We start from the raw sequence: 12,812 nt of genomic DNA on the forward strand, positions 1-12,812 counted from the left end.
TCAACATGTTTAATATAAATTACAAAATTACAGATGAAAAAGTTTGGCAAGGAAGAGTAGATAGTGAGAGTAATTATGATGCCTTCAGATGGCATCAATGGATTGAAACAATTGATTTAAGAAAAGATCATTTAGAACCCTATACGTGTAAAATAGGATTTGCTTTTATTGGTTTTTGTTGTGATGAAGGGGTGAAGCTTAACAAAGGAAGAGTTGGAGCTGCTGAAGGTCCCTATAGCATTAGAAAAAAATTAGCGAGTCTACCTTGTTCTTTTACTAAGGACGTAAAACTTTTTGATGCAGGGGATATATTTTGTGAAAATTGTACATTAGAGGAAAGTCAAAGCGTGCTTTCAAAAGCGGTGGAAAAAATATTAAGCTTAAATCTTTTTCCAATTGTCTTAGGGGGTGGGCATGAAGTTGCTTTTGGAAATTATAATGGGGTATTAAACTATTTAGAAAAAAATAGGAATAAGCCTAAAATAGGCATTGTCAATTTTGATGCACATTTTGATATTAGGCCCTATCCAGATGGTGCTTGCTCAGGAACAATGTTTAGACAAATAGCAGATCAATGTAAAGAAAAGGAACTTGATTATTCGTACTTTTGTTTGGGTGTTCAAAAACGTGGCAACACGATTGACTTATTCAAAACAGCAGATAGTCTTGGCGTACAGTATATTTTAGAAGATGATGTGCTTGACTATCCATTGCATACTATATTAAAAAAATTAGATGGATTTATTAAAGATCAAGAGCATATTTATGTCACAATCTGTACAGATGTATTTTCTTCGGCGTATGCACCAGGGGTAAGTGCTGCACAACCTACAGGACTAAATCCTGAAAGGGTATTAAAGATTCTTGAGTATATCTTAAAATCTAATAAAGTAGTAAGTTTTGATATTGCCGAAGTTTCACCCCGATTTGACCAAGATGAGAAAACGGCAAATTTGGCATCAACATTAATTTTCTCAGTAATTAATACATTAGCTGAAATGTACAGCTGATACTTTTTCAGAGAAAAAGGAGTTTTATGAACATAAATAATAAATACTAGTAAGATATGAATTTCTTGCTGGTATTTATTGTTTTTATAAATGTATATTGACTTAGACATATTTTTATTTTACAATTAAACTACCGAACGGCAGGTAAAAAAAGGGGAGATGTTGTGAGTATCAATAAAATTAAATTGGTGGCATTAAATTTATTTGCGAAGAACGGTTATGAAGGAACTTCTTTATCTGCTATTGCAGAAGGCGTTGGCATGAAAAAAGCTTCTATATATTATCATTTTAAATCTAAGGAAGATTTATTCATGACTATTTTTGATGATATTTTAAATGATGAGATTGCGCGTATGAAAAAACTTACACAAGAGATTAAAAATTATAAAGTTGAGGAAAAATTATACAGTATGTTCCAATTTTATTATGAAAAAAATGAGACAAATAAAGTAGACACAATTTTCTGGAAAAGAGCGATGTTATTTTCACCTGTAGCTTTATCAGAAAGTATTAAAATGAAATTTATTACGTATGAAAACGTTTCGAATGGTATATTAGCGTCTATTTTTGAGGAAGGTATTGAAAATGGCATTATTAAATCAAATAACATAAAGAATTTATTAGCAGCTTTTTACTGCTTAATCGATGGAGTGTTTGTAGAACTTCATTATTATGGAAGAGATGCATATAAAACAAGATTAGATAGTATTTGGAATGTATTTTGGACTGGAATTATAAATATTGATTAAGAAAAAGTGAATCTAGTCTTTCTAATGAATCTATATAGTTTGATTTATATATATTTCAACACTTATTTTTTTAAAAAAATATATTTCTGTAAGTACTAAAAAATTAGAAGGGGGCGAATTTATTATATGGATATTAATTTGATTGGAGTACCTATTTTTTATGGAGCGGATAAAAGAGGTCCTGAATATGCGCCAGCGAAACTAAGAGATAAGCAGGTTGTATCGGTTTTAAGTAAGCACAATCATAAGATTTATGATCTTGGAAACCTGAATGTACCAGAGACGAAAGAATATAATAAATTTTATGCACATCATAATTTAAAATATGTACAACAAATTGTAGAGGTAAATACCAATCTTGCCCATATGGTATATACATCTTTAAAAGCTGAAAGTTTTCCACTGATTATAGGTGGAGATCATTCTGTTGGACTTGGAAGTATATCTGGCGTTAGCAAAGCATACAAGAATTTTGCGGTCATATGGATGGATGCCCATGCAGATATCAATACACAGGATACGAGCGGCAGTGGAAATATTCATGGGATGCCTTTAGCTGAGGCTATGGGGCTTGGATATCATGATTTAGTGAACGTTTACTTTGAAGGACAAAAAGTTTCTCCTGAAAATGTTTTTATATTAGGTGCGAGAGATTTAGATGATGGAGAAAAAGCATTAATAAAGGAAAAAAATCTTAATGTATATTCACCAGAAAAAATTAGAGAAAAGGGTCTAGAAAATCTAGTGAATGAGATTGTGCAAGAGATTAAAGATAGAAATATTGAAGCTGTACATCTTAGTTTTGATATGGACTTTATAGATTCAAAATATGTGCCTGGCACAGGTACGCCTGTAAGCGAAGGTATGAATATTGAAGAAACAAAAGTACTTATAAAAAGTATTGTTGAAACAAAGTTAGTAAAATCTATGGATTTGGTGGAGTTAAATACACTATTAGATAAAGACGATGTTACGGCTGATTTAGCGATTGATTTATTAGATTGGACGTTTAAGCATATGAGATAGAAATTTTTTATGAACTCTGTTTTCTTTTATATTTGAGGAAAACAGAGTTTTTACTTATAAAATATTCTGTTCCAAAAGCATAGTACCTATTCGGTTTAGAGTAGTATTAGAAATACGCGCGTTAGCTCGATTATTGGTTCACAATGTAATAGGCTTTTAAGAATTTATGTTAATTATAATACTTAGCTTGTTTTATATCTTTTATTTTGGGATAAGTAATTGATAGATGTTTTAAGAATACTAATAACTCTGTTGATTTTCCAATAAAACATATTCTATTTGGTTTTGTGAATTTTAACATACTTAACAGCCCCTTTAGGAGGTATCTTTTGAAATTTTAAGCGTTATTACTGAATAGGTAATTATACCTATTTTTCACATTATATCATATTTTTCCATATATTTCGAAAGATTTTGACATATTTTTTCATATAAATTTCTAAAAGACTATAATTGTAAGTCAGCTGTGTTAAAAAAGATTTAAAATATTGTAGAATTTTTTTATATGAAAAAATTAGCAATTAATTCTTTACGAATATAAATTACCGTGGTATAATTGTACCAAGGTAACTGAAAATAGTATATTTAAAGGAGGCAAAAATATGAGTAAAATCAAAGTTCAACGTGTTCAAACTGGGGTTCGCATGGAAAAACAAATGGTAAAAGTACTTAAGGGTTTAGCAGAATACTTTGATATATCTTTAGGAGACTTACTTGAAGGCATCGTATTACATGCTTTTGAAGGTAAAAGTCCATTTAGTGATGAAACATTAGCGAAAGTAGAAGAATTAAAAAAAATCTATTCTATGGAGTATGATGCAAGTGCAAGTCATAATTTCATAGAAGAAGATGAGTAAATTAAACTGAAATATCAGCACAAAACAAAATCATCGTATATTCGTAAACAGCTACAGAATTATTGAAAAAATAAAAATAGAAGGTGATTTTAATAATCGCCTTCTATCTTTATTTTTTGAATGCAACATAACATATAATATTCAAGTGTTATATTATAATGGAATTGAAACCATGACCCTTCTTATGGTATTGTGGGGATATTTGAAAGACCTAAAAAATTTATGGGTATGGGAGGCAAAGAAACTTTAAGGCTATATGCCCCCTAAACTAATTTAGAACAAATTACAGGTAAAATAACTTATGGAGTAATAGAAAGGAACATGAAAAGTGGAGAAAATGTAAAAAATACCGTAATCAGTATTATAAATCTACTAGAAAGAAGACATGATATAGTAGGGAAAGAGAAATATGTCATGAATACCTCGGAAAGGATAAGAAAGGCGATAGGCGCTAATAAAGCTGCAAATCTCAATATCATTGTACGAATAGATAGATGCATCTCGTAGGTAGTAAATAATACTATGAATAGGAGGGAGACCTATGATTGACGTAGTTGCCGCGATCATCATAAATGAACAGCAACAAATACTCATAGCAAAACGGAAGGAAGAAAAGATGTTAGGTGGATATTGGGAGTTCCCAGGAGGGAAAATAGAATCTGGAGAAACAGCAGAGGAAAGTTTAATCAGAGAGTTGATGGAAGAGATGCATATAGATATAAAGATTTATAAATATTTTGGAGAAAATATCTATACGTATGAAAGAGAGACAATCAAACTTATAGGGTATATTGCTGAAATTGTAAAAGGGAAAATTATATTAACCGATCATTCAGATTATAAGTGGGTAAAAAAACAGGAACTTACAAAATATAATATGGCGCCAGCAGATATTTATTTCATCAAAAAGTTAGAAAAGGAAGCTAGTATTTAGGGATACCCCTTCGGACTAAAGGAGGATGAAATACCTATTCAATGTAGGATTCTTTTTATTGTAGATGCATATGATACCATGGCCAGTGATAGACCATACAGAAAGACCCTAAGTAAAGAAGACACAATCAACGAATTGAAACGCTTTAGAAAAATACAGTTTGATCCATATTTGGTGGATCATTTTTTGAAAATCCTCTAAACCTTGACACAATAAGTCTTATTCTATAATATAGAGCCTATGAAATATAGGATGTCATTATTTTGAAGGGGTATAAAAATGGGAAAAAATTATATGAAGCAAGCCCTTATAGAAGCGCAAAAAGCGATGGAACTAGAAGAAGTCCCTATTGGAGCAGTAATCGTAAAGAATGGGGAAATTATAGCAAGAGCACATAATTTAAGAGAAACAGATAAGGACCCTACTGCCCATGCTGAACTTTTGGCCATTCGAAAGGCTTCGCAGTTTTTAGGGGGGTGGAGGTTAACGGGATGTACTTTGTATGTAACGGTGGAGCCGTGCCCTATGTGTGCAGGCGCGATTATGCTTTCAAGAATTGATAAACTTGTCATAGGAACAATGGATCCAAAAGGTGGCGCTGCAGGATCTCTTTTAAATATCCCTGAAGATGATCGATTGAATCATCAAACAGAAGTGGTAAGGGGTGTTTTACAAGAGGAATGTGCGAATATTATGAAGGTATTTTTTAGAAGGTTAAGAAGTAAGCAATAGTTTTTTGTAATATAAGCAAATGGTTTTAGCTATTTTAATAAAATATTTTTTGGACTAACTTTTAACTCAATTTCATTTAAAATTTCATGTATTTCAGATTTATTGTCATTATCGTTTTCTTTTATGTTCTTTATTTTATCTAGTACTAAATACATATGATTATTTATATTATCTTTTTGAATTTGCTGTAGTTTTGAAGAACTATCATTAAATTTATCTCTAAAATATAGTAGTCTATCGATCGAATTGCTTAACTCTTTTAATGCATCTAAATTGTTATTATTTATTAATTTTCCATTGATAATACCAATAAATTTTTCTATTTCAGATTCAGCTTCAAACAATAAATTAATATAGGAATTTGATTCATCTAGCAAATCTTCATAGTCTTTATTTTCTGATAATATTAAATTGAATTTATTAGATAAATCATTATTTTTATCGATTATAATATTATAATTAGTTTCATCATTATTTAGGAAATTACTTAAGTCCTTTACAGATTTTGTGATTTGCTTTGAAATATAAGCAATACATATAAGACCAATAAACATAATAATAAAACTACTCGTAAATAGTTCTTGCATCATATTTTTTGTCTTTTTATAAATTTTTTCTTCTTCTATAATTCCAAGTACTTTCCATCCAGTTAAATCATTTGTCGTATAGGTTACATAATAATCAACATGATTTTCGCTTATATAAAAACTTCCTGATTTTCTTCCATAAATTTTATAAATCCAATTTGATTCAATAATCTTATCAAATCTTCTATCATTTATATCCTTTGTTATAAAAACATAATTTTCTTTATCTTGATCTATCAAAAACGCATATCCTTGTTTAAATGCTTGAAAGTTTTCAATTTTATTAGATAGCTCATCTAAAAAGAAATCTATAGCTATAACGCCTTTGAATTCATTATTATAATTTTTTACTGTTTTCGAAATGGTAATCGTTGTTTTTTTTGTTGTGGCATCTAAATAGGGTTTTGTCCATGCTGTCTTTTCATTTGCTTTTACTGCATTAATATACCATGGTCTTTGATTTGCAATCCAATCTGTATACTCTAATTCCTCTGATGTATCAGGCCAAGTTACTAGTTTCTTATTTCCTAAAATTATTTCAGTAGGCGCAAAATAAGCAAAAGCAATAGATGGATAAGATTGTTGAAATGATTTGAAAAGCTGTCTTGCAGGTAAGTAATATTGTTCTGGATTATCAGAAACATTTTGTATCATTTCATTTTGGGAGAACATCTCTAAAGCACTTTCAAAAGTAGAGATAAATTCAGATATTGAATGATCTAATTGTACAACCGAGCTATCAAATGATTCAATGTATTGATTTTTTAAAATCATTCTTGAATTATCAAAATAAAAAATACCGATTAATAAAACTGCTACAACAAATAATATAATAAACCACAATATAAATTTGCGTGGGGTATTGTCCATAATTCTCCTCCGTTCGTCTATTGCATGCTTATCTATATTTATTTTAACAGATAATTAAATTATTTTAAATGTTCTAAAATAGAAAAATGACCCTATCAAAAAGTTAATGAGCGGGTCATTTTTTTATTTGTGTTAAGTATTAAATTGCTTTTTCAAGACTTGATTTTTTAGATGTTCCCCAGCATTCAACATTTTTTAATCCTTCAATATTGTCTATATGGAAAACAGGATCTTTTCCTGCTTTTTTTTGTTTTATATAATCTTCTAATGCTGCAAAAGCAATTTTCCCTAGTATTGCAATTGCAATTAAGTTTATTACTGCCATTATACCCATAAATAAATCTGCCATGTTCCAAACGATTGATACTGCTGATTGAGTACCCCAAAATACCATACCTGCTACTGATAATCTAAAAATTAATAACCATGTTTTATTTCCATTTAAGAATTCAATATTTGATTCCCCATAATAGTAATTTCCAATGATAGAACTAAATGCAAAAAGTAAAATACAGGCTGCGATAAAAGTACTACCCCAAGCACCAACTTGAGAGCTTAAAGCTGTTTGTGTAAGCTGAATTCCTGTTAATCCTTCAGTAGTATATTCTCCTGAAATTAAAACGACTAATGCAGTTGCGCTACAAATTATTATCGTATCAACAAATACGCCAAACATTTGAAGAAGTCCTTGTTTTACAGGGTGACTTACAGTAGATGTAGCACCTGCATTTGGAGCACTACCCATACCTGCTTCATTAGAGAAAAGTCCTCTTTTAATACCTTGCATCATAGCTGCTCCAATTCCTCCACCAACAGCTTGCTTTAATCCAAATGCACTCGCAAAGATTAACTTGAATGTCTCTGGAAGGAGGGTAATGTTTTTAACAAGTACAAATAATGCAACCAATACATAAGCTGTAGCCATTACTGGTACAATCATTTCTGCAACCTTTGCAATTCTTTTGATTCCTCCAAAAATTACTAAGCATGTAAGTGCTGTTAACCCTATTCCTACGGATAACTTGTTAATTCCGAATGCAGTTTCAAATGCAGCTGAAATTGTATTTGCTTGAACAGAGTTAAATACTAGTCCAAATACTACTGTAATTATAACTGAGAAAGTAAGACCCATCCATTTTTGTCCGAGTGCTTTTTCCATATAATATGCTGGACCACCACGATATCCATTGTGGTCTTTTACTTTGTAAATCTGTGCTAAAGTATTTTCGACAAAACTTGTTGCAGCACCAATTAAAGCGATTAACCACATCCAAAAAACTGCGCCTGGACCTCCAACAGATACTGCCATTGCAACGCCAGCTAAGTTACCTGTCCCAACATGAGATGCAACACTAATACAGAAAGCCTGAAAAGCTGAAATGCCTTTTTGTCCATGTTCATCTTCAACGCTGCCTCTTCCTTGACCTAATACCTTAAACGTTTCGCTAAGAAGCTTAATTTGAACAAATTTTGTTTTAAATGTGAAATAAATGCCAAGTACAAGTAACATTCCTATAAGGACATAAGACCATAATATCGTATTACCCGTGGAAATTATTGAATCTAAAAATACTAACATAAATGTACACTCCTCTTTTATTTTTTATATTTTAAGCAATTATGATAATTGCTTAAAAAACTACTCAATACATTAAATGAATTAATATAAACTATTTTTACTAAAATATACTAAGTTCTAGTTTTTGAGATAATTCTTCTAACGCTTTTGTTCCAGCGACACTATTGCCTCTTTCATCTAAAGCAGGACCTACTACTGCAATACCCATTTTTTTAGGAACAACAGCCATAATGCATCCACCTACACCACTTTTTGAGGGTACGCCAATTTTTACTGCATATTCTCCAGAGGCATTATAGAGACCACAAGTCATCATAATAGCTTGAGCAATCTGATTAACATCTTTAGGAATAAGTCTTTCATTTGACCAAGGTGCAACGCCACCATTCGCTATTACAGAAGCCATCATTGAAACATCTTTTACCGTAACCTCAATAGAACATAATTTAAAATATGTATCTAATACATCTTCTACATCTCTTTCTATCACTTCGGCTCCTTTTAAGTAATAAGCAATGGCTCTATTTGTATTTCCAGTTAATTTTTCTGATTTATATACATCATAATTTACTTGAATAGCATCATTATCTGCCATTTTCTTCATCATTGCATGAACTCTATCAAATTTTTCAATGCCATTATCTCCTGAAACTAGTGATGTGGTAACGATTGCCCCTGCATTAATAAAAGGATTTAATGGTGTATGAGAATCTCTTGTTTCTAATTTGACCATAGAATTAAAAGAATCTGATGAAGGCTCTGAGCCCACTTTTGAAAATACTTTTTCTTTTCCTCTATCTATTAGCGCACAAATCAAAGTAATTACTTTCGAAACGCTTTGAATTGTAAATTTCGTTTCATAATCCCCTTCATAAAAACTATTTCCTTGAAAATCAACGATATAAATTCCTAAAGCATCAGGATTAGCTTTTGCAAGTTCTGGTATATAGGTTGCTACCTTTCCTTCTTTGGTCCATATTCTATTATTTTCGATAACTGTTTCTAGTAATTCTTGCATTATTTTCGCACCTTCTACTTTCATATTAAATTTGAGCCAATGTCTAGACACCTAGTATATAAGCAATATTTGTGCCAAATTAAATTTTGGATAATAAATGCGAAAAAAGCTTGATTTTACGTATTCAAAAGTCCCCTAAAAATTTTAAATGATCGAATTGTTCGATTTCGCACAAAAAATGATGTGCGAAATCAATCACATCGTTAGATTTCGCACATCATCAAAAATATTTTTCCATTCTTCTTTTTAAAGCAAATCTAGAAATCCCCAATAATTTTGATGCATTTGTATGGTTTCCATTTGCTTGATCTAATGCCTTTTGTATGTATTTTTTTTCAATTTCAGATAGCCTATCTTCTAATGAAAAGTTTTCTTCTATATTAAAATTTGCAACGATTTCTAAGGGGTCTTTTTTTGAAATATCATTTTGAAGTTCTATAGGAAGGTTTTGTACATCTAAAATTTCTCCATCATTTAATATGACGATTCGCTCTACTACATTTTTTAATTCTCTAACATTTCCGGGCCAGGAATATTTCATAATCTCCTGTTCTGCCTTTTCTGAAAATCCTATAAAAGATTTACCAAATTTATTAGAATAAATAGCTAAAAAATGTTTTGCAATTTTTAGTACATCGTAGCCTCTATCTCTTAATGGAGGAATAAAAATAGGCACTACATTTAATCGATAGTATAAGTCTTGCCGAAATTCTTTTTTTACGATTGCTTCTTCAAGATTTTTATTTGTAGCTGCAATAATTCGAATATCCACCTCTATAGATTCTAATCCACCGATTCTTTTAAATTTTCTAGTTTCTAGAAATCTCAATAATTTTGCTTGTATATCTAAAGGGATTTCACCTAATTCATCTAAGAACAATGTTCCGCCATCTACAAGTTCAAGTAATCCTCTTTTTCTTGAAGTCGCTCCACTAAAAGCATTTTTTTCAAAACCAAATAATTCACTTTCTAATAATTGACTTGGAATAGCAGCACAATTGATGCTAAGCATCACGGAATCCTTTCTAATACTATTTTGATGAATACATGAAGCGACTACTTCTTTACCAGTCCCAGTTTCCCCTCTGAGGAGTACTGTGACAGAATCGTTTTTTGATAATATATCCATTTTTTTCAATGTATCATTCATAATTGGATCCTTTCCAATAAATTCATGATTCATTTTAGATTCACGCTCTTGATAAATCTCAAGCTTTCTTTTTATTAATTGATTTTTTAATGCTTTAGAAATAGATACATTAATTTCTTCTAAATCTAATGGTTTTTTAAGAAAATCTATTGCCCCAACTTTTATAGCTTTTATTGCTGTTTTAATATCTCCATATGCAGTCATGATTATAATTTCAATATAATCATCTAGTTGTTTAATATTTTTAGCAATATCTAATCCATTTTCACTTTTTAACTTCATATCCAAAAGGACGACATCTGGTCTAAAGTGATTGATCTTATCTATTGCCTCATTTCCATCTTTTGCAGTTTCTACTTCATAATCAAAATCTTTTAAACCTTCCGTTAATGATAATCTGATCAATTCTTCATCATCAATGATTAATACTTTCTTCTTCATATTTTTCTCCCTTATATAGTGGTATATATAATTTTATTTTTGTTCCTACAGCTACCTGGCTTTCAACTTCGATTTCTCCATGATTCGCAGTGATCAATTTATGAACAACAGAAAGGCCTAATCCTGTGCCACTTTCATATGTTGTATAAAAAGGATCAAATATTTTGGGGATATTTTCTTTGTCAATGCCACATCCATTATCTTCAAAGACCATAAGCATATATTGTTTTTTTATTGCATCTTCTTTAGACACTGTGATTTCTAGTATCCCTTCTTGTGACATGGCTTTTATAGCATTGCCAATAATGTTTAAAAAGATTTGTGCCAATTGACCTTTATCAAAATACGCCAATGCATAGTTGCTTTTTTCTTCCTTTAAAACAGAAATCTTTTTTTCAGAAATTATTTTATTTGAAAATTGTAATGCATGTTCTAGAATTTCATAAATGTTTACAACTTGAAATTTGGGTAAATGAGGTTTTGCAAAATTTAATAAGTCTGTTATTAAACTATTTAATCGATCAACTTCATGAATGTTTGCATCAAATAACTTTTCATCTGTCTCATTTAAATATTTAGATAATCTATTTTTTAATACTTGACAGCTCATTTTCATCCCAGAAAGAGGATTTCTAATTTCATGTGCTAAACCAGCAGTTAGTTGGCCTAAAGAAGCTAACCGATCAATCCTATCTATTTTATCTTCTATTCTCTTTCTATTACTAATATCATTAAAATTGCATATAACGCCTATGTTTTCTCCTTTAATATTTTTCATTAATGAAGTTGTAATATCTAAATAAACATTTTTCCCTTCTTCTTTACTCTGAAAATTTTCTACTCTATTAATGGTTTCTTCTGTATGTACAGTGCTCATGATCTGTCTTAACAATACCTTTATTATTTCTAAATTGTTTTCCTGAGATTGTATTTCTTTTTCAATAATAGCAATAGCTGCTTGATTATATTTCAATATTTTACCATTTATATTTGTTGTAATAATTCCAGTGGAGATGCTTCTTAGTATATCTTCGTTAAAATTTTTCAATTGTATAAATTTATTGGTTCTATTGGCAATTTCATTTTTCATATCATTAAAAGCATCTCCTAATAACCCTAGTTCATCCTTTCTTTTAATATCTATTTCATTTTGAAAGTTACCGGAAATAATATCATTATACCCGTTTAAAAGTATGCCTATAGGCTTAGATATATTATCTGTAATTAAAATAATAGCTTCGAATGAAAATAAAACCAAAAGAGTAATTAATAATAATATATTTCCATTCATACTAAACGCTGTATAAGGAATCTCTTTCTTATCAATCAGAAGTCCAATTTTCCAATTCCATTGATGATAAACTCTATAGTTTAAAATATATCTATCAGATATTTCCTTATCATTCAAAATACCATTTAAAATCTTATCTTCATCAATGCTTTTATCTGGAGTGCTATTATATATAAAATCATCCTCCTCAATAATAAATAGGTTCTTTTTATTTAATGATTTTATATAATTGATTATAAATTCTTTATTATAATCAGTTTTTTCAATCCCATTTAGCAATACTAATAAATCATTCAATTCATTATTTACTTCTGCTACTGCATAATTATTGATAATCTTATAATTATTCCAGTACGTTAATATACTTAAAGCAATAGTTGGCATAATCATCAAAAGTAATAATGGCCAAATGATCTTCTTTTTAATACTCAGCTTCATATATCTATCTCCAATAATTTATTTGCCTCTTATTTTACGTAAATTTAATGGCACTTAAATTTTATAACAATATCGCATATTTTCCAATAAATTTACCTATCAATCAAGAAGGTTACTAATTATGCGTAAT

At 29.9% G+C, this 12,812-nt stretch carries 13 protein-coding genes and 1 pseudogene; 8 read left to right on the top strand and 6 right to left on the bottom strand.

Annotation, left to right across the window (positions count from 1 at the left end):
* Positions 1-5: 5 nt before the first annotated feature.
* The 3 genes from hutG (at position 6) to rocF (ending at position 2,785) form a co-directional block, all read left to right on the top strand.
* Positions 6-1,010 (top strand): formimidoylglutamase, encoded by a 1,005-nt coding sequence (hutG, locus tag EV214_RS06520; protein ID WP_132243937.1) that lies wholly within the window; start codon positions 6-8, stop codon positions 1,008-1,010.
* Between the two features lie 164 nt (positions 1,011-1,174).
* Positions 1,175-1,759 (top strand): TetR/AcrR family transcriptional regulator, encoded by a 585-nt coding sequence (locus EV214_RS06525; RefSeq protein WP_165916280.1) that lies wholly within the window; start codon positions 1,175-1,177, stop codon positions 1,757-1,759.
* 126 nt (positions 1,760-1,885) lie between these two features.
* A complete protein-coding gene (gene rocF / locus EV214_RS06530; protein ID WP_132243941.1) occupies positions 1,886-2,785 on the top strand; it encodes an arginase in 900 nt (299 codons plus the stop codon).
* A 169-nt stretch (positions 2,786-2,954) separates the two neighbouring features.
* Here rocF and EV214_RS19350 read toward each other — a convergent pair whose 3' ends face one another.
* Positions 2,955-3,086 (bottom strand): hypothetical protein, encoded by a 132-nt coding sequence (locus EV214_RS19350; RefSeq protein ID WP_279233108.1) that lies wholly within the window; start codon positions 3,084-3,086, stop codon positions 2,955-2,957.
* Between the two features lie 301 nt (positions 3,087-3,387).
* Here EV214_RS19350 and EV214_RS06535 point away from each other — a divergent pair, with 301 nt between their 5' ends.
* The 5 genes and pseudogenes from EV214_RS06535 to tadA all read left to right on the top strand — a co-directional run bounded on the left by EV214_RS06535 (position 3,388) and on the right by tadA (position 5,308).
* Positions 3,388-3,642, top strand: coding sequence for a hypothetical protein (locus EV214_RS06535; RefSeq protein WP_132243943.1), 255 nt, complete (start codon positions 3,388-3,390; stop codon positions 3,640-3,642).
* Positions 3,643-3,963: 321 nt separating this feature from the next.
* A complete protein-coding gene (locus EV214_RS06540) occupies positions 3,964-4,149 on the top strand; it encodes a hypothetical protein (protein WP_132243945.1) in 186 nt (61 codons plus the stop codon).
* Positions 4,150-4,183: 34 nt separating this feature from the next.
* A complete protein-coding gene (gene mutT, locus EV214_RS06545) occupies positions 4,184-4,576 on the top strand; it encodes an 8-oxo-dGTP diphosphatase MutT (protein WP_132243947.1) in 393 nt (130 codons plus the stop codon).
* Between the two features lie 12 nt (positions 4,577-4,588).
* Positions 4,589-4,777, top strand: a pseudogene (locus tag EV214_RS19640) (HD-GYP domain-containing protein); the annotation flags it as partial.
* 78 nt (positions 4,778-4,855) lie between these two features.
* Positions 4,856-5,308 carry a tRNA adenosine(34) deaminase TadA gene (gene tadA / locus EV214_RS06550; RefSeq protein WP_207669636.1) on the top strand — a complete coding sequence of 151 codons (453 nt, stop codon included), beginning with the start codon at positions 4,856-4,858 and terminating at the stop codon, positions 5,306-5,308.
* Between the two features lie 29 nt (positions 5,309-5,337).
* Here tadA and EV214_RS06555 read toward each other — a convergent pair whose 3' ends face one another.
* The 5 genes from EV214_RS06555 to EV214_RS06575 form a co-directional block, all read right to left on the bottom strand.
* Entirely contained in the window at positions 5,338-6,765 is a 1,428-nt protein-coding gene (locus EV214_RS06555) for a cache domain-containing protein (protein ID WP_132243949.1), read from the bottom strand.
* Positions 6,766-6,904: 139 nt separating this feature from the next.
* Positions 6,905-8,344: an alanine/glycine:cation symporter family protein gene (locus EV214_RS06560; RefSeq protein WP_132243951.1), complete on the bottom strand. Its 1,440-nt coding sequence runs from the start codon at positions 8,342-8,344 to the stop codon at positions 6,905-6,907.
* Between the two features lie 100 nt (positions 8,345-8,444).
* Entirely contained in the window at positions 8,445-9,362 is a 918-nt protein-coding gene (gene glsA / locus EV214_RS06565) for a glutaminase A (protein WP_132244086.1), read from the bottom strand.
* Positions 9,363-9,582: 220 nt separating this feature from the next.
* Positions 9,583-10,953: a sigma-54-dependent transcriptional regulator gene (locus tag EV214_RS06570; RefSeq protein ID WP_132243953.1), complete on the bottom strand. Its 1,371-nt coding sequence runs from the start codon at positions 10,951-10,953 to the stop codon at positions 9,583-9,585.
* Positions 10,928-12,682 (bottom strand): sensor histidine kinase, encoded by a 1,755-nt coding sequence (locus EV214_RS06575; RefSeq protein WP_132243955.1) that lies wholly within the window; start codon positions 12,680-12,682, stop codon positions 10,928-10,930. The genes EV214_RS06570 and EV214_RS06575 overlap by 26 nt, the downstream gene beginning before the upstream one ends.
* Positions 12,683-12,812: the final 130 nt, after the last annotated feature.

The sequence above is a fragment of the Marinisporobacter balticus genome, from assembly GCF_004345705.1.
Lineage (GTDB): Bacteria > Bacillota > Clostridia > Peptostreptococcales > Thermotaleaceae > Marinisporobacter > Marinisporobacter balticus.